19 protein-coding genes, 1 tRNA gene and 3 pseudogenes are annotated in these 22,988 nt (G+C 42.0%); 12 read left to right on the top strand and 11 right to left on the bottom strand.

What is annotated here, in order from left to right:
• Positions 1 to 197: 197 nt before the first annotated feature.
• On the bottom strand, positions 198 to 2,384 hold the full coding sequence (locus FM037_RS11460) for a sensor domain-containing diguanylate cyclase (protein WP_144046109.1): 2,187 nt from the start codon (positions 2,382 to 2,384) through the stop codon (positions 198 to 200).
• Positions 2,385 to 2,782: 398 nt separating this feature from the next.
• Between FM037_RS11460 and FM037_RS28530 the strand changes: the two genes are divergently transcribed.
• Positions 2,783 to 2,929 (top strand): hypothetical protein, encoded by a 147-nt coding sequence (locus FM037_RS28530; protein WP_185977014.1) that lies wholly within the window; start codon positions 2,783 to 2,785, stop codon positions 2,927 to 2,929.
• Between the two features lie 78 nt (positions 2,930 to 3,007).
• Here the strand turns inward: FM037_RS28530 and efpL are convergent, their stop codons facing one another.
• Positions 3,008 to 3,586 carry an elongation factor P-like protein EfpL gene (gene efpL, locus FM037_RS11465; protein WP_144046110.1) on the bottom strand — a complete coding sequence of 193 codons (579 nt, stop codon included), beginning with the start codon at positions 3,584 to 3,586 and terminating at the stop codon, positions 3,008 to 3,010.
• Between the two features lie 356 nt (positions 3,587 to 3,942).
• Between efpL and FM037_RS11470 the strand changes: the two genes are divergently transcribed.
• A complete protein-coding gene (locus FM037_RS11470) occupies positions 3,943 to 4,173 on the top strand; it encodes a cytochrome c3 family protein (protein WP_144046111.1) in 231 nt (76 codons plus the stop codon).
• A 93-nt stretch (positions 4,174 to 4,266) separates the two neighbouring features.
• Here FM037_RS11470 and FM037_RS11475 read toward each other — a convergent pair.
• The 3 genes and pseudogenes from FM037_RS11475 to FM037_RS11485 all read right to left on the bottom strand — a co-directional run bounded on the left by FM037_RS11475 (position 4,267) and on the right by FM037_RS11485 (position 6,663).
• Positions 4,267 to 4,343 (bottom strand) — tRNA-Pro (locus tag FM037_RS11475).
• A gap of 226 nt (positions 4,344 to 4,569) precedes the next feature.
• Positions 4,570 to 6,356: pseudogene (locus FM037_RS11480) on the bottom strand (DUF3413 domain-containing protein).
• A 91-nt stretch (positions 6,357 to 6,447) separates the two neighbouring features.
• The gene (locus tag FM037_RS11485) at positions 6,448 to 6,663 is read right to left on the bottom strand and encodes a YejL family protein (RefSeq protein ID WP_144046112.1); all 216 of its coding nucleotides are present in this window, start codon (positions 6,661 to 6,663) and stop codon (positions 6,448 to 6,450) included.
• Positions 6,664 to 6,987: 324 nt separating this feature from the next.
• On the opposite strand from FM037_RS11485, the gene yejK reads away from it, so the two are divergent.
• Positions 6,988 to 8,019, top strand: a complete 1,032-nt coding sequence (yejK, locus tag FM037_RS11490; RefSeq protein ID WP_144046113.1) for a nucleoid-associated protein YejK — start codon at positions 6,988 to 6,990, stop codon at positions 8,017 to 8,019.
• Positions 8,020 to 8,174: 155 nt separating this feature from the next.
• On the opposite strand, the gene FM037_RS11495 is transcribed toward yejK, so the two are convergent.
• Positions 8,175 to 8,909, bottom strand: a complete 735-nt coding sequence (locus FM037_RS11495; RefSeq protein ID WP_185977015.1) for a DUF4336 domain-containing protein — start codon at positions 8,907 to 8,909, stop codon at positions 8,175 to 8,177.
• 336 nt (positions 8,910 to 9,245) lie between these two features.
• Here FM037_RS11495 and FM037_RS11500 point away from each other — a divergent pair, with 336 nt between their 5' ends.
• Together FM037_RS11500 and FM037_RS11505 are read left to right on the top strand one after the other, a co-directional pair.
• Positions 9,246 to 10,121, top strand: coding sequence for a 6-carboxytetrahydropterin synthase (locus tag FM037_RS11500; RefSeq protein ID WP_144046114.1), 876 nt, complete (start codon positions 9,246 to 9,248; stop codon positions 10,119 to 10,121).
• Between the two features lie 11 nt (positions 10,122 to 10,132).
• The gene (locus tag FM037_RS11505; RefSeq protein ID WP_144046115.1) at positions 10,133 to 10,969 is read left to right on the top strand and encodes a M23 family metallopeptidase; all 837 of its coding nucleotides are present in this window, start codon (positions 10,133 to 10,135) and stop codon (positions 10,967 to 10,969) included.
• Positions 10,970 to 11,063: 94 nt separating this feature from the next.
• On the opposite strand, the gene FM037_RS11510 is transcribed toward FM037_RS11505, so the two are convergent.
• Positions 11,064 to 11,624, bottom strand: a complete 561-nt coding sequence (locus FM037_RS11510; protein WP_144046116.1) for a dihydrofolate reductase family protein — start codon at positions 11,622 to 11,624, stop codon at positions 11,064 to 11,066.
• Between the two features lie 49 nt (positions 11,625 to 11,673).
• Here FM037_RS11510 and FM037_RS11515 point away from each other — a divergent pair, with 49 nt between their 5' ends.
• Complete coding sequence (locus tag FM037_RS11515) at positions 11,674 to 12,285, top strand: TetR/AcrR family transcriptional regulator (protein WP_144046117.1); 612 nt, start codon at positions 11,674 to 11,676, stop codon at positions 12,283 to 12,285.
• A 16-nt stretch (positions 12,286 to 12,301) separates the two neighbouring features.
• Here FM037_RS11515 and FM037_RS30395 read toward each other — a convergent pair.
• Positions 12,302 to 12,487, bottom strand: a pseudogene (locus FM037_RS30395) (tyrosine-type recombinase/integrase); the annotation flags it as partial.
• Between the two features lie 38 nt (positions 12,488 to 12,525).
• Positions 12,526 to 12,642: a phage integrase N-terminal SAM-like domain-containing protein gene (locus tag FM037_RS30400; protein WP_407695661.1), complete on the bottom strand. Its 117-nt coding sequence runs from the start codon at positions 12,640 to 12,642 to the stop codon at positions 12,526 to 12,528.
• Between the two features lie 429 nt (positions 12,643 to 13,071).
• Here FM037_RS30400 and FM037_RS11525 point away from each other — a divergent pair, with 429 nt between their 5' ends.
• The gene (locus tag FM037_RS11525; RefSeq protein ID WP_144046118.1) at positions 13,072 to 13,293 is read left to right on the top strand and encodes a hypothetical protein; all 222 of its coding nucleotides are present in this window, start codon (positions 13,072 to 13,074) and stop codon (positions 13,291 to 13,293) included.
• A gap of 137 nt (positions 13,294 to 13,430) precedes the next feature.
• Here FM037_RS11525 and FM037_RS11530 read toward each other — a convergent pair.
• Positions 13,431 to 14,608 (bottom strand): annotated as a pseudogene (locus tag FM037_RS11530) (IS4 family transposase).
• A 130-nt stretch (positions 14,609 to 14,738) separates the two neighbouring features.
• On the opposite strand from FM037_RS11530, the gene FM037_RS11535 reads away from it, so the two are divergent.
• From FM037_RS11535 to FM037_RS11545, 3 genes are all read left to right on the top strand, one after another.
• Positions 14,739 to 15,323, top strand: a complete 585-nt coding sequence (locus FM037_RS11535; RefSeq protein ID WP_144046119.1) for a rod shape-determining protein — start codon at positions 14,739 to 14,741, stop codon at positions 15,321 to 15,323.
• A 101-nt stretch (positions 15,324 to 15,424) separates the two neighbouring features.
• Positions 15,425 to 15,877, top strand: a complete 453-nt coding sequence (locus tag FM037_RS11540) for a hypothetical protein (RefSeq protein WP_144046120.1) — start codon at positions 15,425 to 15,427, stop codon at positions 15,875 to 15,877.
• 335 nt (positions 15,878 to 16,212) lie between these two features.
• Entirely contained in the window at positions 16,213 to 16,878 is a 666-nt protein-coding gene (locus tag FM037_RS11545; RefSeq protein ID WP_144046121.1) for a hypothetical protein, read from the top strand.
• Positions 16,879 to 17,453: 575 nt separating this feature from the next.
• Here FM037_RS11545 and FM037_RS11550 read toward each other — a convergent pair.
• Positions 17,454 to 19,412, bottom strand: a complete 1,959-nt coding sequence (locus FM037_RS11550) for a methyl-accepting chemotaxis protein (protein WP_144046122.1) — start codon at positions 19,410 to 19,412, stop codon at positions 17,454 to 17,456.
• Between the two features lie 625 nt (positions 19,413 to 20,037).
• Here FM037_RS11550 and FM037_RS11555 point away from each other — a divergent pair.
• Both FM037_RS11555 and FM037_RS11560 read left to right on the top strand, forming a co-directional pair.
• Positions 20,038 to 20,775: a C39 family peptidase gene (locus FM037_RS11555; protein WP_144046123.1), complete on the top strand. Its 738-nt coding sequence runs from the start codon at positions 20,038 to 20,040 to the stop codon at positions 20,773 to 20,775.
• Between the two features lie 821 nt (positions 20,776 to 21,596).
• Positions 21,597 to 21,887: a YkgJ family cysteine cluster protein gene (locus tag FM037_RS11560; RefSeq protein WP_144046124.1), complete on the top strand. Its 291-nt coding sequence runs from the start codon at positions 21,597 to 21,599 to the stop codon at positions 21,885 to 21,887.
• Positions 21,888 to 22,988 lie beyond the last annotated feature (1,101 nt).

Genomic DNA, 22,988 nt, shown 5'->3' on the forward strand with positions numbered 1-22,988 from the left:
TAGGCTATTTTGAGTTGGGAGTTAACTTTTATCTGAATATATAAGTATAGAGATGATGCCATTTCTCCCACTATTGCCGTATCTCCAGAACAGATAAGTTTATCGAAGGATTAAAAGATTAAAGGATGTAAACTGTAATGATATTTGACCGGATGTCGCTGTATTAGCTTAGGCGTATTCACTTCGGGCTACTGATATTATACTGTCACCTGCTTATCAGAAGGTTTCGGCATAGAGATGATGACTTTATCTCTGCCCTGGTTTTTAGCCAGATACAAGTTAAGATCGGCCTGTTTAAACCAGGCATCTAACTCGGTGCTGTATTTAGCATTGTTCACTAGAGCTCCTATGCTGACCGTCATGGTTATCAGACGTTTATCATTAGGGTTTTCGATGGCTAACCGCTTAACTTTATTTCTAAACTCGTTGAGGTGATCTTCAATCATTAGCACATTACAGAAAGGTAAGATGAGCAAAAACTCTTCACCACCATAACGTGCAATGACATCGGTATCCCGCTTAAAGTATTTTTTCATCTCTTTTGATAAAACCCGCAGGCATTCATCACCGCCTTGATGACCATAGGTATCATTGATTGATTTGAAATTATCGATATCTAAGATCCCCAGAGCCATCACTTCATCGCAGCGTTGACAAAAATCTTGAGTAGATCTGAATTTGACTTCGGCATAGCGTCGGTTGTACAGCGAAGTTAACTCATCTTTTTCGACTAATATTTGCAGTTTCGCATTGGCTTTTTGCAATTCAAAGGTACGGATCGCGACTTTCTCTTCAAGTTCTAACTGGTAAGAAGTTAGCTCTTGTTTACTCTTCTTAATACTCTGGTATAAATTGAGGAACTCAATAGGTGATTCCTCATTGATATGATAATCGGCAGCTTTACTGTGTCCATACTCGGCAAACTTATTGGCAATGACGCCAAGTGGCTGAGTCAATCGAATACTCAGGACTCGAGTCACTAAGACGGTAATGATAATAGATAATATAAGTACCGCGAAGGTAGTGAGATATTGAGACTCTAGTAATTTTAATAGCGGAGAAAACGGTTTAACCACATAGAGCTTCCACTGGTTATTGAGCGTGTAGCTGTCATAGACAAATTCGGGACTCGGGTTATCGATATCACGGAGGTTGATCATGGACAGACTGGTTTTATAGCCTTTGCCACTTTCAGCCCATTTAAATTTAGACAATGGCGCAAGACCTAACGCATCCGATGCGTATATGACCCTGCCAGCTTCATCGATGAGGATCATTAACTGATCTTGGTAGACCTCATTGGCCTGCTCAATTTGAGCAAAGGTGGTTAAATCTAATGAACCTTCGATGATCCCTGTGGGCTGGTTAGGCTCATCGCTGCGGTAGAAGGGCGCGCTGATGGCGACGATGGGGTCAGTGCCGAACCCCCGACCTAAAAATGCCGGTGAAATGTAGGTAATTTGATTGAAAAATGCTTCCTGAAAGTAGTGACGGTCTTCGACACTGATCTCTTTGTTGGCTACCTTGTCTACCCCTAATGCCGATAGTGGACTCGCCGCTATGATACGTGCATCGGCGTTAGTCACCAGCATGGTGGCAAATCCCGGGTAACTCTGATGTAGCTTGACCAGTTTGCTTTGCCAGCCAGATATGTTCTCTGCGCCTGACAAACTCAGCCATCTAGATGCATTATCTATCGCTCGCTCATGCGTCTCAATGAACATCTCTGTCGCAAGCCCTAAATGGGTTACTGAATCATGTAAGTTACGCTTCAAACTTTCCTGCTGCTTGGTAATGACCTGATGATTGAATATCAGTGCCGAGCCCAGCAGTGAGATGGTCAGTACTAAGGAGAAACTGTAAGTGAGTTGAGCATTGAAGCTGCGTCTTCTCTTGTCTTTCACCTTACCTTCGAGATGCCATAACTCTGAGACCATTGTGACAGCCAGAGACCCTAAAGCGGCGCAGATTAAACCATTAATCCCTTGTTTTAATGTGATAAAGGAGAGATGGCTTTCAGGTAGTTCCGAGAAAATGCTGGCGTAGAGTACAAATAATGGCATACCTAACAAGAGCCAATATCCTATATCTGCGTATAAAGAATAAATGTCCTTTTTGCGGGCGAAGCCTAACCAGATAGCCTCCAGACAGAAGATGATAAATACATGGGGGCTAGACCAGGAGATAAACAATCCGATTGAGCAGAGCAGGGCGGTAAACAGTGCATACCAAGGCCCTAACAAGATGGCGACGAAGACAAAAACACCGTTGCCTAAGATCAGTTGAACATTGCCAAACAGAGGGATGGGGTACAGGTTCGCTATGAGGCCAAATAAGCCTAGAAAGAGGGAGAACTTGAAATGCTGACGATTAATCTGGAACATTAAAGCCTTATATTCTTTATCTCGCAGCTATGTATAGATGCTAGCGCCTTATAGGTCGATTCTCAATACATATGTAACAAATAATCACTGTTTGCTGGGTATTTATACCAAGTGGTAAGTGCCGCGTTAATAAAATAAAAACAGATAGAAAATAGTGACTAGGCAAATGTATCAGAAGATCGTAAATTAGGTTGTTTTTTATGTGTGTATTATGTGATTAGGTAAGGTTGAGGTTGAATAAGTTTACTTTTAGTTGAATTACTTAAGTCAGTTGCAAGAGAGTATTGTTCTTGAGAGTCAGATTAAGTTTATCTTCATTGTCGTGCTGCATAATTTTCGCTTAAAGCGATAAGCTTCATTCTTATACTAATCGGTATAGCATCAAATGGATCATGAAAATGGACAATTTAATCAATCAACATATCTTTAAAGTCGGCATAGGCCTGGCCATTTTATTATCATTTATTGTCTATGGGATCACCAAAGATCTGCGTCTACAAAAGCAGTTAGAAGCTGAGAGAAAGCAGAAGGCTGACGCCGAATAAACATGGATATATTGAACCTAGTTGTGAAGTAAAAAGACCTGTTATTTGGCTGCAAATAACAGGTCCATGTTTTGTTAATTAAGCTTTAGAGTCTGAGCGGCTCATAAACTTCTGTTCGGCCGTGTTGATCTTAATCTTCTCGCCATTGGCAATATATTCAGGGACCTGTACCGTCAGACCGGTAGAGAGAGTCGCTGGCTTAGTGCGGGCACTGGCCGAAGCCCCCTTGATTGAAGGGTCTGTCTCTACAATGACCAGGTCGACATGGGAAGGCAGTTCAATGGCAACGGGTGAACCATCGACAGTAAGCACATGCAAGCCTTGAGTATCTTCAGTGATATAGAGTAACTCTTCGGCGATGGTGTCTTTGTTGAAATGGTAGGGCGTGTAATCTTCTACGTCCATGAAGACATACTCGTCACCATCGATATAAGAGAAGGTGACATCGTGGTGGCTCAGATCCGCAAGGCTTACCATATCATCGGCCTTGAAGGTATTATCTAGCTTAGAGCCCGTAGCGACATCGTACATGCGCATGCGGTATAGGCTGCCTCCCGAACGTCCCTGTGGCACTGAACGTTCAATATCTCTGATGAGATAAACATTATTGTTGAATTCGATAGCAGTATTCTTTTTAACGTCGCTTGCCTTCGGCATGAGTAGCATCTCGATAAGTAATTTGGTCAGTAAAATATCATAAGCTTAGGTGGATACCAATCTAGCAAAGATAAAATTAGTGCGAGAGTAGATAATACAGTCTAATCCGTCTGTATTTGGTTTTCCAAACACCGCTATGGATATGCCTGCTAACATTCTGACACCTGTCACAATATTGAATTCTAAAAGTTGATCTGTTAAGCAAGTATTCAGAATACTCGACTTAATTAAGATTCGATTAAGACTAATCTATAAAATTGATATCAAGAGTTTCAAGATAGAAGTTGAGCTCTTTTTTACCTAAGTTGCAAAAAATAATTTTAGGGTGAGCAAATACAGATAAATGAGGTATAGAGATGAAATATTTAGCGATTATCGCCGCGTTAGCCTTTACTGGCTCTGCTATGGCTGTTGATTGTACCGATTGCCATGAGAAGATTGATGTGACTGTTCATACTGAGGCTGAGGCTGAAGCAAGCATTGCGACCTGTAACGATTGCCATGATTTTGAGGGCGCACATACTCTAGATATGGAGATGCATACTCCAGATCTGACTATCGCAGAATGTGCAGACTGTCACGAGTAACTCGAATCTTTGATGCCGTTATCGTATCGGCTTTTTTATCAAATTTCAGATAGTAAAAAGCCAGACTCATTGCTGAGTCTGGCTTTTTTAATGTGGTCGGGATAGCAGGATTTGAACCTGCGATCTCTTGTCCCCCAGACAAGCGCCTTACCGGACTAGGCCATATCCCGAGATTTTCTTAGAATCTAAACTGCGTCTAAGAACACCTAAATATCTTTTTCAAGGGGCTATTTAGGTGAGGCAGAACTTTAGCAAGTCACTTAAGGTTCTGCAAGCAATTAGTCACCACACTCGATCTAATTGCTTAGTTTGTAAGCTTTTTAGCCAGTTATCACTCAATTAACACGAATTACTGACTCAAAGAGATATCGATAAACAGTACGGGCTATTTATATTTTAATTGTTATACATCCTACGGCCTTCACGCATCACTTCGATTAGCTCAGGTGCACTCAACTTCTTGCGCAGGCGATGCTGGTAATTTTCATCATAGATGCGGTATTTACCGTGTCTATCGATCACCGTAATTTCAGATTTTTGATAGATGCCAAATATTCGATTATCACCGACATAGACCCAAGACTCAGCATCGGGTTGCAATAGGCTTCGACCTGCACTGTAATCGGTCGCCGGATTCGTGCAGCCAAGTACTTGAGTCATTAAGGTGGGGGCGATGCCATAGTGGCTGGTACGATAATTTACGTCTTTTGCCGGTGACTGTGGCCAGTGGATCACCAAAGGTACCTGAACATTGGCAGGAGAGAGGTTACCTCGAGCTTCATTCGGGTTACTGGTGAACAACTTACCGCTGACCCCTGTGATGATGACCAAGGTATCTGCCGGTAAATCGGTGACAATTCTTTCAATCTCTTGATCGATAAAATTCAATGACTGACGATATTGATTGAACAGGACTCGTTGGGCAGGTGTTAATTTCTGCTCAGACTGGACAGTTTCAATACCTAAGAATCCAATGGGGTATCGTAGCTGTCAGGGGCTCTGAGGTTGATGAGACCAAACCAAGGACTTGTCTGTGCCTGTTGCCAAGTTTGGAATCCAGCGACATTTTCAATGTCTTGAGCCGCATCGCTACTGTTTGGTGCCGAAATTATCTGCTCAAAATCATCATAGATAGCCTGAGGCATCTGACTGGCATGCAGACCAGAGAAAAAGCCCAGCTGGTAGCCCTGTTGTTTCAATATCTGAGTCAGTAGTGGAGGAGTTTGTGACAATCCACCTGAGTTGATATAGCTGCCTTGAAGTCCATAAAGAATGGAGAACATGCCACTGTTGAATTGATTTCCGCCACTGATGTGGTGAAGATACTCCTGATTGTGATTACCATACTCACTGAAGAAGGGCATGGTCTTACTATTAACCATATCTGCTCTGAAACTATCTATGGTTAATAACAAGATATTAGGCTGCACTTCATTGGTATTGGTGCATTGCAGTGGACGTTTGGGGTAATTCAAACTGCTTCTCAGGGACGAGCTTACTTTAGGCCGCGTCGAGCTATCTATGCCATGGCTTTCCATAAATGAACGGGCCGTGGCGGGATAGGAGAGCGGGTAAGCATCATCGAGACGGGTGATCTCTGTGATATCTGCGGCATCGGCCCAGATATGGATCAAATGACTGCTGACAAAACACAGACCTACGAAGGCGACGACCTTATTACCACGACGAACCTTGTGAATTTTTTCGATCCGTTTCCAGAGGAAATTTGCCGCAGTGAGCTCAATGGCTAAAATCCCTAAGGGGGTAATGATATAGGAGGTACCACGAAGCAGGGCATTGAGATCCGCCCATGCCAGATCGAACACGAATGGACTCAGGTGCAGACCGTAATCATCATAAATGATAGTGTCATAGAGCAAGATACATAGACTTAAGGTGGCAACACTTGCTGCATAACCACGTAAAATTTTGGAATAGGGCAGCAGTAAGGTTACCGGAAAAACCAGCACTAAATAAACAATAAAGGCCAGAAAGCTAAAGTGACCTATGGTACTGACGGCCAGATAGCCCCAGCCAATCCAAGTTTCCGGATAGCCTACCGTATCGAGATACCGGAAGCCCACAATCATGGCAAGAAAGCCGTTGAAGAAGGCAAACCAATGTCCCCAACTTACCAAGCGCGATACACGATCACGCCCCATTTCTTTTTTACGCTCGACCATGTGGCTCCGCTTACGATTTAAGTGCTTATTTATTATATACTAAAGTATTTTTTTACGTCTTTGGCTAGTTTTCAATGCACAAAGGCATAAATTAGCGTTTAACAGACTGAGCTAGGGCTTTTGAAAACTGCTCGGCTACCTGGACCCTGGCTTCCTGAGGTACTTTACGTGCCAGAAGATCTGTCACACAGTTACCCAATACCATGAGTCTTAAGTCAGTCGGTGCTTGATGCTTATCCATCACAGCACTGATTTCAGCAATAAGAGATTCAACTTGAGTGTTTGAATATTTTGATTGTATAGCCATATTTAAAAAGTGTTTCGATTACCGAGATATTTGGCGCTCATGATAACCGAAATCAAGCCTAAGCACGATATCATTGCACTGCTTAGTCTGATTTTGATACCAATATTCACTTTTACTTGTGTAAATATGGCTAATGACTCTGTTGGCGAAGATTCGCTAGTGAGTCTTAATCATCTTATTCTTGAAGCAGGATTTCAATTGGGGCAATATAGGCTCATTAAAATTGACCCGAAAGTGAGGTACTGTTTACGCGATCCGATTCGCACGAACAGTGACCTTATATTGGTGATATCACATTTTTAACCATTATCTTTATCGAGACCTATGAGCATAAACGTCGAACAAGCCATCATCCATGCCATTATTCAAGACAGTGACGGACAGCTAAGCTGTCGATTGCGTCCCCAACCTTTATTGAACGGCGAAGCCGTTGAAGCCATGTTGGATGAATTACATCAAACATACACCACAAAGGCGGGTAAAGGTTTTGGACATTTCGGTATCTCTGGTGAAGATGGTGAGGCTAACCCTAAGTTTATGGAGGCGTTAACGGAGTACAGAGATGGTCAACTTGGCTTCGTCGAATTTTCAGGTTTAGCGGGTAAGTTATTGCAAGAAGAGTTGTCCAAGTACGATTTCAGTCAAGGTGGTTACTTACTCTTGTCTTGTTATACCCATATGACCAGTGACTATCTGTATGTTTCTTTACTGAATGCTAAGTCATCGATGACAGTGCTCGATGATATGGAACTATCACAAAATACTCACTTAGATCTTAAAGATGTACAACTCGCGGCGCGTATCGATTTGACCGAGTGGCAGGCAGATGAAGGTTCACGTAAATATATCTCATTTATTCGCGGGCGTGCGGGCAGAAAAGTTGCCGACTTCTTCCTCGATTTTATGGGGTGTGTAGAAGGCGTTAACACTAAGGCTCAAAATAAGCAGTTGATGAATGCTGTCGAAGATTTCGTTTCCAGCAGCGAACTGACCAAAGATGAGCGTCAGCAGTGCCGTGAGAAGGTCTTCGATTATTGTACTGAGCGCTGTGATGTTGGTGCAGATATTGAAATTAAAGATCTTGCCGATGAGCTCGCCGATAGTGGCATGGAGTCATTCTATGATTTCGCCAAGGGTGGCGAATATGAACTCGAAGATGAGTTCCCTGGTGATAAGCCGACCCTACGCCAACTGAAGAAGTTCTCTGGTACAGGCGGTGGCGTGACGCTTAGCTTCGATGGGGCACATCTAGGTGAGCGGGTCATGTATGATCCCATCTCTGACACCATCATGATAAAAGGCGTACCGGCTAACTTGAAGGATCAGTTAGATCGACGTCTAAAGGGCGGCCAGTAGATTTTAGGTGAATCATGGTGAATGTACGATTCAATATTCTCTGACACCATCATGATAAAAGGCGCTATTAAGCGCCTTTTTTGTTGGCCGAATAAGATTACTGCTCCTACTTAACAGCTGCGACTTAAATTGACTAACTGAGTTTTCCTGAGCAACTAATCAAGCCAGCGAAATGAGCGTTTTAGGAAGGCTGGAGCGTCTTGCCAGATACACTCACCATGGGCAATGATTATTGCTTTAGGTTGCCATGCTTCTATCTTTTGCAAGCAAGCTCTGGCTTTTTCTTTGCCAAAGATAAAACTGATACGCCAGTCGGCGGGGGTCTGACCATCCGGGGCTAATATGCCAACCAGCTTGGCGATATGGTTTTGCCAAGGTTTAAAGTGAGCGGTAGGGAAGTTTTCTATCAGATCGGTCAAGATGAGCGTGCCACTGGCTTGATGAAAGAAGACGACTTCCTCCATTGCGGGACTCCCGGTAAAGATAAGCTGGTCTATCTGCTCGCGCCAGGCATCATTGGGTTTTGAGATTAACTCGCTCGAAAAAGGGATGTCCGGGCATTTCTTTAACAAGCCTGGCGCCGCATAGGAATTCGCATCAGGATAGCGGGATATCCACTCTTGAATAAAGAGATAGTGGATCTTATTTGGGGCAATGAGATAGCTGACTTCACCTAGGCTGTCGACCTCTTGCTGTAGAGAATCCGTCAGCTTACAGGGGGAGTGGACCCACAACTTACCATCGTCTAGGCGGATTACCGTCATTCGAGTGGTATAGGGCATGCCATAGAATGACACTGTGGGGCCATCGTAGTACCAAATGTCTGAGTCTATTGCGTGTAACAGACTCAGATGAGTGGCGCTAGTGGGGTTGAGAAGCGTATCTGGCATATGCACCTCCTGTGCAGCTTGTAATCATATCAATGGGTATGGGCTTACGAAAAGTTAATACAACACGAAAACTATATACGAAAACAAGTCAGAGCAAATTAATAGCAAACTGAGTGATTCGAAGTAAATTATCAGGCTTATACTGATGACAAATCAAGCATACTCAGCAAGTTTACAATTAGGCGCAATAAACGGGTCGAAAATTAGTGTTATCACATGTAAACTTGCTTAAACCTCAAAGATCATGACATTTTGTCTTGAGACACTATTTCAGTCCTTTGGCCATTGCCGAATGGACGTAAAAAAGGTGGACTGTTTTTCCATCTAGGAGCGTAAATGCAACTTTTTGTTAGAGATTTAACTGTAATCGATTTTTCCTATTTGTGTCCTATTCGAGGCATGGTGGGGGAGAGCTGGATAGTCGATGTGCTGCTCGATGGCGGCTTAGATGAGCAAAATATGGTGTTAGACTTTTCGAAAGTTAAGCGCACCATTAAAAATACCATTGATGAAGTCGCCGATCACCGTTTACTCATTCCAACGGCTTGCAGTGAAGTGCGCTGGCAACAGAAAGGCGATAAAGTCTGGATGGACTTTAGCAGCCTGCAGGGCGATATTCACCTCGCATGCCCATCTCAGGCTTTTGCCTTGATCCCCAGTGAAATTATCGACTTTGATAGCGTTAATGCCTTCTTGCAGAAAGCATTGAGAGCCATGTTGCCGGATAATGTCGAAGGTATAGCGCTGACGCTGCGTAATGAGATGCATGAAGCACCATTTTACCACTACTCTCATGGCCTTAAAAAGCACGATGGTAACTGTCAGCGGATTGCTCATGGTCATCGTAGCCCAATCAATATCTTCGAAAACGGTATTGCGGCACCTAAGTGGGATGAATATTGGGCTAAGCGTTGGAAAGACATCTATCTCGGTACCGAAGAAGATGTGGTTAATTTGAGCGAATTAACCCTTTCTCCTCAGGCTAAGGTGAGCGAAGAGACTCACTATGGCTTCTGCTATCAGGCACCTCAGGGAGAGTTCCAACTCGCCATGCCAAAGTCTCGATGTGAGATCATTCCACATGATACTACGGTAGAGCTGTTGGCAGAGTTTATTGCTAATACTCTGGTTGAGAAATCGCCTCAGAGTGAGTTTAAAGTGATCGCCTATGAAGGGGTTGGTAAAGGGGCTATCTCAGTCAAAAACATATAACTGGAAAATTAATGTCTCTATTATCTAAGATAGTCACCCCACTGGCAGCGTTAACACTCTTATTTACCGTTAACGCATCGGCGCAAATTCAGCTGACGGGGAAGATGGAGCAGGGCGCCCTGATCCGAGCTATGGTCGAACCCGGTACTCAAGTATATCTCAACGGTAAAGCGCTTAAGGTGACCCCAGAAGGTGCTTTTGCATTTGGTTTTTCCCGCGAGGCCGAGCTAAAGCAAGAATTGAAACTTGTTTATCCTGATGGCTTGACTCAGATTAAACCACTGAGCATCAAGACCAAAGAATACAAGATAGACAGAGTGAATGGGATCAGTAAAAAGATCATGAAGCCTGATCCCAAAGCGGTAGAACGCTCGAGAAAAGACAGCAAGCAAGTCAGAGCCGCCAGAAGTCAGTTTTCAGAAATTGAGTCTTTCACTCAAGATTTTATTTGGCCATTGACGGGGCGTATTTCAGGTGTCTACGGCAGTCAGCGTGTTTATAACGGCAAGCCGGGAAATCCTCATTATGGCGTCGATGTCGCCGCGAAAACCGGTACTGTAGTAGTCGCACCTGCCGATGGTGTCATTAGTTTATCCGTAGCGGATATGTTTTATTCCGGCGGAACGATTATTCTCGACCATGGATACGGTGTCAGTTCGAGCTTTCTACATTTAAGCAAGCTGTATGTCAAAGATGGCGAGGTTATCAAGCAGGGCCAAGCTATCGCCGAAGTCGGCGCGACGGGCAGGGTTACGGGCCCACATTTAGACTGGCGTGTTAACTGGTATCAGATGCGCCTCGATCCTGTGACGATAGTACCGAATATGGCAGAAGTGCTTAAGAAGTAACTGTACCTCGATAAAAAATCACCTCGATAAAACAGATAAGATGAGCCAGAGTTTAACTCGGCTTAAGCCTGCGCGTTACTAGCTGCGCTAGAGACTAATAGCTTATCTTGTACTTAACTTGAACGAAGTCGTTAGGGAAGGCTGTAGCCTCAGCTTGTTGCAGCTTGATATCTTTGAATACCTTGCCGAATAATGATTTACCTTCGCCTAATAACACAGGTGCGCGTGTTATTGTCATTTCATTGATAAGCTGAAGATTGATAAAAGCCTGAATGGTTGTGCCACCGTCAATATAGGCATGCTTGTGTCCTTCACTTTCAAGCCGGGACACTAAGGCTAGAAGATCGCCTGAATACATCTCTACCTTACCTTTCATATTCGTAGGAGCTTCATTTAGGCTGTTGCTGAGCACTATAATGCGAGTGGCACCATAGGGCCACTGTTCAGTAGTCAAATTCATGCTTGAAATCATGTCCATACACTTGCGGCCCATGATCATACAGTCAACAGAAGCCATGTAGTCCAGCATCCCCATATCTGCTTGTTTGCCCATATCAGCTTCGGGTTTGCCTGCTGTGTGTAACCAATCGACACTGCCATCTTCTTTAGCAATAAAACCATCAACACTGGTTGCAATAAATACTGAACATTTCATATAAATATTCTACACTGTAGAAATAAAAGTAGTGTAACGAGAGGCGTGAATGACTGTCAAGGGGAAAAAACGTGGGCGACCAAGTGGAGCGGCCAACCAACTTAGCGCCCAAATCATCATGGATATGTCAAAGTCCTTGATGCGAGAACAAGGAAAAGTACCAAGTATTCGTAAGCTTGCAAGATGTTTAAACGTTGATGCAATGGCAATCTATCATTATTTCAGTAATAAAAATGCGCTGTTAGAAGCCATTACGACATCATTGATAGAAGAGATTTATCTGCCTGAAGAGGGTAATTTCAACACGAGAGATAATTGGAAACTTGAATTAAATAAGTTATGCACTAGTTATTTGTCACTACTCAGTCATTATCCTGGATTGTTAGAAACCTTCCTGTCGATGAGCACAATAAGCCCGGCTGAAGTCTTTGCTGCACGTTTCAATATCGTGATTGAACCGTTACATTTAGACGTTGAATCGGCAAAGAATGGATTGGATCTCTTGGTTGACTATCTTCATGGCTATGCACTGGCATTGAGTTGCAATGGGAAAGACTGCAACAGCAAAGACAGCCAATCTACGCTGAATATGGAGATGCTCGAGGGACCATTAGCTTTATACTGTGTTGCTTTGGAAAATATAATGAATACAAATGGATAAAAGTGTCACTTGGGTTTAACCTGTCCATTGGGCTTATGGTGTGACTAAAGCGAGTACCGATAACATGAGTGTATAACTCAGTAGTTTTTAAATCGGTATGGCCGAGTAACTCTTGAACCGTTCTAATATCCGAACCATGTTGTAACAACTGAGTAGCAAATGAATGTCTGAAAGCATGGGCTTTCACTTGTTTGGGGATTTGAGTCGCTCCACTCACTTGCCAGCTCACTGCTAGATGATTTAAAAATGCTCAATCTCTTGGTTACCCATATCCTGGGGATGCTTTTTATCATTAAAAATGATGAAGATTTTGATCCAATACAGATAAACCTTCTCAGTTTTTATGCCTGTTTGTATGTTCTAGTGTCGAGTACGTAGTACAGTCCGAACGGACCCCCAAAACGGTGATGTAGACATCTCAATCTCTTCACATTATAACTGTTTATTTATACAGTTATAATTCAGATTTGCCTAAATGCAAATGTTGCTTCTCGTTATGTAAAAGGAATAATTCTCGGTTTCACCTAACGAACAATTCTATCTTGTTGAAAATGTAATGATTTTATATTGGTAATTCTTACTTAAAGAGTTCATAACGACCCAGATCGGTTCTCGATTATCTAAATTCTCGCTTTCTCCAGCAAAAATGGTTATTGCTTCACAGAAGTCATACTGATAACTTACTAAAATCATTGTGAATAGTTTGCACTTTACTGTTTTCGTTTTTATAAGTCTGTGGAGTGTTTATCGGAATTCACGCTAATACGCTGTTATAAGCCATAAACTATGGATAATTTATCGAAAAAAGAAGCGTACCTTGCTATGTATGCTTTTCTTGAAAATATGTACAAGTTGACGGGGTCTGACGATATTGGTGGCCTCTTGGGCAGTATGTCATTGCTACAAGATGGACATACGGCTGACCCTGCGGCTTGGCAGGATTGGGAAGATGCTATCGTCAAAGCGACTTCTGGAACAATTGATGCGTCTCTTAAAATTAAACGATGATGCAAGCAGGGTATTTAAAGATTTTGACGGCTTATAACAAGCTGCTGAATGAAGATTCGTCAAAGCTGTCACGCCATTTGCTGTGCAAATCGCCCGCCAGTATTGGTTACTTATTAGCAGGGCGCTGGGGGATCCCCTCATAATTGAGGCATCCCAGCACAGTGAACTTTCTTAATGTATTCAACCATTGCCCAATGTAAATGTTGCTCTGTGATCTTGTAGCTTTTTCGCTTTCTAACTTCCTTCCCCAGCCTTACGATCGATAGTACAGGCCTATGTCGGATAGTATTCGCTTGGAAATGACGTTCCTAGCCTAGGTGATTAGCGATGATACCAATGAGCCAAAGTACAATTTCAGCCAACATAGCGATAAGTAATAGAACATCTAATCGTCTAGGGCATCGACTCTTGCAGTGCCTAAGCCCCATGCCATATTGAGGACTTTTCTATCTGCATGCGCTTGGCTATAACTGGGTAACTTTAGCGGCGGTAAATGTTTCAGGTGGCAAGTTGGTTGCCAGTAACCAAGGCTCTTTACTACCAGTACGATAGCTTTTTGAGCAGTATGATTACGTCCTGCTTTTGATGAGCGACGGTCTTTTCGATGTTTCGGCTTCTCCTTGTACAGATGGATATGGCAGCTTAATGGACTTTTCTTAGCGAGATAGACGGCACCTATATACTTGGCTTTATTGTTTGCGGCTGGATAAAGCGATTTATTTGATTGCCACAGGCCCTGACCATGGTGCTGGAACCTCACATCGCCACGAACTCGACCGAGCCAGCCAGCCGTGACTGGCGACTTGTTGGAACCAGGTATTACGATAACCTGCATCAGTAACAATCAAAGGACAGGAATTTTTAGGGAGAATTTGAGCGAGCTTAGCTAAGAATACATTGTGGCTTCGAGGGGCATTATAGTCTTCAAATAAAAAGGTGCGTTCATAAAGTGTCACTGAGCGGCCTTGAACAGAGATGGAGGCTCTGAGCGTCATTAAACGAAGTTGTTCCCGTACATCAGCCCAGTCAACCAGCACGATAGGCATAGGGTTAGCGCACATAGGTGTATTGCATGCCAGCGATAAATATCGAGTCTATCAGTTCTAAGGTGCGGATTACCCAATAGCCTATCGATACGTTTGATGCTGTGTTTAGCCCTCACTTTACCTTGAATGTTGCGGTCTAATTGAGTCAGTGATAGTTGATTACCATCGAGTAGGGACTCAGTTGCAACCATAAGAGAATTAAGGCGTTTCTTATGAATTTGAGGGCATTGATCTGCGAGTGACTCGTGTAGTATCTTAATATCGCGCATGGTGTTGTTATCTGGTTTGTTTTGGCGAAATTAATTAGATCAAATAGCACCATGCGTGTCTAGTTTTTGAAAATAAAAGAAATTATTTGGGGATTCCCTAGATTGCGGCGTTAGTTGCCAGTGGAGTTTTATGTTTCAACGAATACTCAGCTATTTTCAGAAAACGTTTTATATCCAGATCTGGGAAAAGAGAATTAAGGTTACGGATGTTGATACGGGAAATTGCTTTGATGAAAAGCCTTATCTCGCCATAGAGACTAAATCAGATGGTGCAAAAATAGTTAAGGCTGTCGGTAATAGTGCCGATATGGGCAATTCATCCACAATTAAAGTTGTTAATCCCTTTTCTCATCCAAGGTGTTTGTTCTCAGATTTCTATGTTGCTGAAAAAGTACTTCAACATGTAATTAAAACCCTACATGGAAAAGCATTTGTAAGTGCTTCACCAAAAATCATCATTCACCCGATGGAAAAAATTGAAGGTGGCTTAACGATGATCGAAAAACGAGCATTTCGTGAGTTAGGACATGGTGCAGGTGCAATGGAAGTCGTTATTTATACCGGGGTAGAGATCGCCATTGACAGGTTAGACTACGATTCTGTTAAGGCACAAGATGAAGATTTCAATGGAAATTTAAACAAGCCAAGATCAAATATTGGTATAATTATTTTCTTTGTCATTGTTGCAATTACCATCGTCGTAATTGGCAACTAACAAAGTTGTAAACGCGGACAAAAAACAGTTGGCTTTGTTCGTGCCTCACAAATTTTAGTTAACTATTTTTAGTCAGTTACAACGGCGTTAGGTGTTACATAGTGAAGTCTGAGTTAGCCGATATACCTTTTTATTACCTTTTCTTGGATTCGGTAAATTTTAGCGACGGTGAACTTATTGTTTCGCTTAGCCAAGCAGCTTTATCTACTGAAAAAGAAAGCCTTACAATTAATGTGGGTAATACGGTTAAAGACCTTCGAAGAATCGAGGTGCATGACAATTCACTAGGTTATGACATTCATTTTGATGATACTGTTTATTATCAAGTAATAGGCGAAAGCGCGAACGACTTTAGTAAAGATGAAATCGAGGAAAGTGGTAATATAATTACCTTCAAGGATTCATCTCTACTCAGGTATTTAAAAGAACATACGTGTTTGTTCAAAGTTACAGCTCAAGATGACGATATTGTTCATTATTGCATTCAAACAGCTGACGATTGGATTCATGTTCTTTCAAGAGAAAAACCAAGTGTCGTGCCACGTACTACCTAATCGGGTAGCCAGAGGTATCTAGCCTCACTCAGCGCTTGCTGTATCCCGGGTGTTTGGAGCTTCACCATGGCCCGGCTTTAGCTTCTTTCGGTCCATAAGCTTGTTAGCTTGTCTGATTAGCCGAGCTCAGTAAGGCGTTGATCTCGGAACCAGAGTCGATGTAAAGGCTGCAGAGAGTTTCGGCAAAAGGATGTGGTTTACACTGTGAAGGTTTCGAATTGAAGTCGGAAATAGATTGATCATTCTCGGGTGTCTCTGTTAAATCAACCTCTATCTTGTCTCGATCCAAATCGTGATAAAATGAATGGGATTTTCCCCTGTGTAGTACAGCCCCTATGAGCCTCTTACGACAATTCAAAGATATGTTAGGCAGACAAGATCACCATGCGTCAGTATTTGAACCGGCATCACTCGATGATCTGGTTGCTACGATAACCCAATGGTCAGCGTTAGTGCCTGACAATGCATCTTTTTGCTCCCATAAGGCCAAGTGTGTTTCAGCTACACGCGTAAAGTTCAGACCGCGTATGATCCCGCTAATACTTGCCCCATTACTGATGTTGGTTGGCACTGTTGTCATCCTTGGCTTTTCTTTTTCCGCGTTAACCCACGGCGATGGCACACTCTTAATTGGGACTGTCGTTGGTATTATCGCCTTGGTGATGGGGACTAAACTGCTGCACCAATGGTCCATCGTGCATATCTTTGATCTACAATCCGGTGATTATCATACCAGCCGCAATCAACAGTCTGTCATTGGCAGCAAGCAACATTGTCAGCTTGCAGATATCCACGCTATACAGTTGTTGCAGAAATACATATACAAAACCTATGCAGGCGAGGGGCGACAAGTCACTTGTGGCTATGAGTTAAATCTGGTGTTCAAGGATGGTTCCAGAATAAACATTGTTAGTCACCGTGAGCATGATTTTATCCAATCTGATGGCCAAATTTTGTCTGAATTTCTGAATGTACCATTGTGGGATGCGACTAGAGTCTAACCGGCCTTAGGCGTAAAGTTCGGTCACTAATGAGGATGTTATCGCGCTTGACTCATGGGTGAGGGCGATAAAGAGTGTTGAAAGGTTGTGGTGCTTAGTGGTTGGTAATATGGGCGCTTTGGACGGCTATGCCTGGTGACAACTTACTCTGTGAGTCATGACAGTATTGAATTTTCATATCAGTCAAAGCATTGCTGTTCGGTTGTCTTTAAATTCGCTTCTCGCTTCTGGGATGCGCATTCATTGCCGGGCGTGTGCAGCATCAATCGGCCGCGTGCTCGTGGCTGGATTGGGTAAAGGTTCAATCCCTACCAGAGACGAGCGTCATCACTTTTCAATCTCTTGATCATTGTCGGCGCTGTTAACATGCAATTTAGTGATCAATCAGCAAAGGGTGATTGCCAGTGCTGTGGGCGCTATCATCGCTTAGAAAAGCTCGCAATAGCTGAGTATAAGATCACTGTTGTGGAGAAGCACTGTCTAACATCGTATTTTTTACAGTCGGTTATTGATAGCACTGGTTACAGAAGACAGTGCTATCAATCCGTTAGTGTAGTCAAAGGCCCCTTCTTTAACTAAATTCGAAATTGCCTAAGAAGTGTATTCACTTCAGTACCCAGTTGGTTTAACTTTTCCGCTGAGGCCGTAGTTTCCATTGATTCAGACAAGGTTCTATCGGATATCTCTGACATCGTATTGACGTTCATACTCACTTCGTCAGCGGCCTCTGCTTGCTGCTTGGCTGCTGTTGAAATATGCTCAATCGAATCGTTGATTTGAGTAATGAATCCTTCTATAGATGTTAAGGTTTCTTCCGTTGAATGAACCAGCGCCGCTGTTTTTTCCGCGCTACTCCTGCTTTGTACCATCGCTTGACTGGCTGCTTCAGAACGCTGCTGCAAGATTTTGATGATATTGTTAATTTCAGATGTTGACTCTTGAGTTCTGGAGGCTAATGAACGAACTTCGTCTGCAACAACAGCAAAACCGCGCCCTTGCTCACCCGCTCGTGCGGCTTCTATTGCAGCGTTAAGCGCTAACAAATTAGTTTGTTCTGCTATACTCCTGATCACATCGAGAACCGTTCCAATTTGCTCACTATCAGTTCTAACTAGCTCTACAGTGTCACTCGCATCAGAGATTTGTTGTGAAAGACTTTGCATTGAGTTAGCCGCTTCAACGACTACCAGAGTCCCTTGCGTAGTTGCGCTAGTCGTGGATTGCGATAATTCCGCAGCTTGACTCGCACTTTGACTCACTTCCTGAGCGCTAGCCGACATTTCAGTCATTGCAGAAGCTGCCAGCTGTGCTTGAGATTGTTGCTCACGAACTTCTTGTTGTGTACTGCTGGCTTTTTGAGTCAATTCCATCGCAGACTCAAGCATGCTAGACGATGCTGTATTTAAGTGGTGAACGGTTCCTTGTAATTTTTCAGCAAATGTATTGTAGTTGGTTGCTAATATCGCTAACTCATCACTGCCAGAGACAGGAATTCTAATCGTTAAATCTCCCTCACCTTGCGCTATATCAGCCAGCACTCTATTGGTATTATTTAGTTTAGACATGATGGCTTGGGTCACGGTAAATGATACGACAACACCAATCAGACCAGCCACCACGGTCATTCCCATGATAAGAGAAATAGAAGTATCTGTATGCTCTTGTGCTGTGGTTGCTGCTTGCTCCATCGAATTGCTGATGGAAGCTCGTAACGTGGCGATAGCTGTAGCTATTTTGGGGCCTACAGTATCTAACGTGTTTATCCCCGCATTGCGCTTACTAATGATAGTTGCAACCTTGTTTGCAGCCATTTTGTATTGTTCTAATGATATTTGAGCTTCACTAGCCAATTTTCTTCGCTCAAAATTTTCCAGATTTTCGAGTAAAACATCGATCTCTACTGCTGCGGTATTAAATTCAGTGTTGAATCGCTCGACTTGGGATGAGAGGTTTTCTACTAAAAATTTAGAGACGTATAAGCGTGCCAGTAGTAGTGCGCGAATAGCCAATCCAGCACGATAAGCCGCAATGACATCCCCATCTCTCTTTGCTGTGCTCATGACGAGTGTCAGCTTTTGTTCTATATGGGGGCCATTCACATTCAAGGTATCATTAACGATACTATTGCGGCTGTTCATGTTCGTGACAACGATGGTTGTAAACGTAGATAAATAAAGGGATTTCATCTCATCAATAGACTTCAGCATTTTTACTCGTTCTGGATGTTGAATTTCTTGATAAGCGCGGGTCATATCCGCGGTCCATTCATTAGCTTGTTGATTAAATTTATCAATATATATCGATTTACCCGTTTTTATAAAGTTTTTAACGGTTAAACGTAATCCATAGACACTATCTGTTATTTCCGCCGCTAATTCAGTATCGGGAGCTAAATCGAATGATATTTTCTTCATATCATCCGACAAACTGTCTAGTAAATTGGAACTCACGATGGCCACAATCATGAGTATCGCAATTAAAATCGTGGGTGATATTGATATTTTTTTGGCAATTGAAATGTTGTCTAATCTCATAATCTATCCGAATTTTTTTTATTCACCCTAAAGAATAGTTCATTTATTGTACAAATCATTGCCTCCACTTTATTGTAAATCAATATTGTGATTGGCTATGGCAGGAATGGTGATCACCGCTAATGCCTCCGGTTGGTTTTGCGAAAAATAAGGGAAATAAAATCAATCGATTACCACCGATGGCATGGCAGTACATTAGCTTCGTTGGGAAATATGAGTTTTATAACTGAAGTGTGTCTAATAATATTCAATAGGTTATCGATTATTTGATGAGCAATTTTAACATTGGTTTTGGCTGTACTCTAGTGATAGTAGGGTTGCAGAGGAGCGTGGTGACAAACCGTTCTTATTACCTTGAATGTTGTGGCCTAACTATTACCATCGAGTAGTGATTCGGTTGCAATCATAAGAGATTTAAGGCGTTTCTTGTGAATTTGAGGGCATTGATTTACGAGTGAATCATGTAGTACCTTAATATCGTGCATAGTGTTGTTATCTGGTTTGTTTTTGACGAAATTAATTAGATTAAATAGCACCGTGCGAATTTAGATTTTGAAAACAAAATAGATTCTCTGGAGCCCCCAGAGAAGAGCGTGATGTGGTTAATTGAGTCATTAAAGTTAATATGAAGAAAATTCCGTTATTATGCATTTTGTTGTTCAGCTTTCACTCTACTGCAAATGATACACATATCAATCAAATTCCAGATTTTACACAGACTCATGTTAAAGGGTATAACACTGGAAATGGTCAACAATTCTGTGCTCCAGTAGCGGCTTCTAATTCACTAATTTGGCTATCAGGTCAAACAATTGAGCAAAACTCTTTGATTCTCAAACTTGCTTCTCGTGAATACATGAATACTCATCTTAAGAATGGAACTGGCACGAGTGGTTTTCTTAAGGGGATAGATAAAATATCTAGGGAGTTATTTGGCCACTACAGCAAGCTTGAGTATCAGGGATGGCGAAAACACCCACCTAGTTTTTCTACTGGGGTAACAATTCCACGGCTAGAATGGATTAAAGATAGTATTGGGCGTGAATCTGCAGTTTGGCTCAATATTGGCTGGTATAAATATGATAAAGACAGCATGAGTTATATCCGAAAAGGGGGCCATTGGGTGACGGTTGTTGGCTACAATCATGGCAAGTTGATTATTCATGACCCCGCTCCCAGAGCTGGACAAGACTTCTCAAATGAGTATGTTTCAGTGCACCACTTAGTAAAGGGGAGATTGATAGGTAAAAAATCAGGGCTTCCAACAAGTGCGGTGGGTTACCTTTCCCTGGGAGAAGGAATGCATATAAAGGGGTCAGTGGGTTTTTCAGTTGTCGATGGTGTGGTTCGCCTAATTCTATAAATCAACCGCCCGCACATGATTCACTTACTAGCAGCGCGTGAGAGGTAAATAGGAGTGGACTATACAGTTTGGCAGTTGATTATCGTTATTATCGCATTGGGAATGGTGTTACTCAGTTCTTTTTGTGTCCTTTTTCCGCAAAAGCTAATTCATGGAATGCCGTATCTCGTAAACTCAAAACTGGCAAAATGTAGTGATATTACAATTAGAATATTTTTTGGGGGGTCATTAGTTTTATCAGCAGAAACTGCAATATTTCCTTTAATATTTACTATCTTAGGTTATCTTTCATTGGTGGCTGTAATAGCGATAATGGTTTTGGGTACTAGTAGACTGGAAGCCATAATCATATATATCACTGATACATTACCAGTTTGGGCTGTAAGGTTAGTTTGTGCGTTTAGTGTATTTGTTTTTTCCTTTATAATTCATGGTGTTCGGTAATCCTACCTCTATCAAAGCATTTTTAATCTGGCCGCTAACAGTTGGCTGGCGTTCGAGCCCCACTATTTTAGCCCTGTTATCAGCCGATGAATGCAGGTTAGGTTTTGCAAGCTTGTAGGATATTTTTCCATAAACACTCTCACTCAAGGAAATGATTGAGATTGAACACGGGCGGGGTCTGCCGTGCCATCTTGGGGAAAGTCATTAAATTTAAAAGTATTTTTAAGTCTGGCTCATGGTCGTTGGCTTGTTTTTACTTCGTTTTAGATTATAACTAATGATTATTAGCAGCTTGAAATGGCGTTAGGGCTCTATAAATTCGAGAAAACTTCCAGTATAGAGTATCCTATTGGTCATTAAATTTATTGTTGTTGTTTATGACCATTAGCGTAAAAAATTTACTCGTCTCCGAAGTCAAATGTTCAAACTGCCAAGCATGCTGTTGTAGTTCAGAAGTCATTATTATTTCCGATACAGGTGTTCCTGATCAGCATATTTATGTTGATGTGCATGGGAATGAATCTATGTTGCGATTAGATGATGGCTGGTGTTCTGCTTTAGACCGAGATACATTACTGTGTTCTATCTATGAAAATAGACCCTGGGTTTGTCGAGAGTTTGGCATGGGATCAAATGAATGCATAGATGAGCGATTAGAGAAAATGTAGTGTTCTGTTAATGTTAGAACCGAGAATCTTTCACCCTATCCCGAGTGTACTCTTCACCCTATCCCGAGTGTACTCTTTACCATAGAGAGCAAATCGAAACTAGTTAGAAGTTGTACCTCTAAAAGACTCTTTAATAAGTAGAATTCGATCTGTAGGGTGTGGTAGTCAGTGACTCTCTTTCGCTAGCTATGGCACCCATTAACAATGTAAATCAATAAATTTACATTGTATCAGTGAGTTGCATTTAACCTTTCTCGGCTATTTTTTTCAAGATAGCTGCCATTCTCCTTATACTTCCAGCGCTAAGCTTTGAGCATCATCCTTTCCGTTTATTTTAAATGTCACTCTCGTGTAGCCGATCGGCTGTTGGCATCATGGGCAAGTAGTATTTCGGTTATTTGCGGGGATATTACACCTGAGACAGCTAGCATTAATGGGGTACATTGGCGTAGTTTGGCTACACTTGCATTCATAACCCATAGTTACACACTCGAGATACTTCTTTGGTCTGCATATACTACAAGATGGTATAGATAAAATTAAATGAAATATATTCTCTACTTTTAAAATTGGCGGGACATAGAACAGAGGAATAACATAGTTTTATATATATAATGTCTGAGAATATTATGGGGTGAGATGCTATTTAGTTATGATGACTATATTGGCTTAATAATAGGTTGTTTACTGAAATATAATTCAATTTGATACTCTGATTCTTGTCGTTTAAGCCTCTAGCTCATCTGTGGTGAAAGATTATGTCTGGTATTTACTCATTTAAATAGAGGGAGTTGGTATTAATCGATGGTTGTTTATGTAAATTAATTATTATATTTGTTCCTCTCATCTCCCCCTTATTTATAGTCGGCTATTTCTTTACAATAAGAGTGCCACCTCTTTTTTTTTATATTTTAAATGAGATTTTTATCGAGTTGCTTCCTGTAAGTTGTTGATAGTTTTAGTATTGTATTTTTTCGTGTTTTGAATTGACGACGATTAGGTTCTTTACAGTTCTCTGGTGTTTTTGTTATTGAGGTGAGGAAATATATACATTCGACTGTGTAATATGGTTGATTTATAAAATAATCAGGCTTTCATTTC

It is taken from the genome of Shewanella psychropiezotolerans (genome assembly GCF_007197555.1).
In the GTDB taxonomy this organism is placed as follows: domain Bacteria; phylum Pseudomonadota; class Gammaproteobacteria; order Enterobacterales; family Shewanellaceae; genus Shewanella; species Shewanella psychropiezotolerans.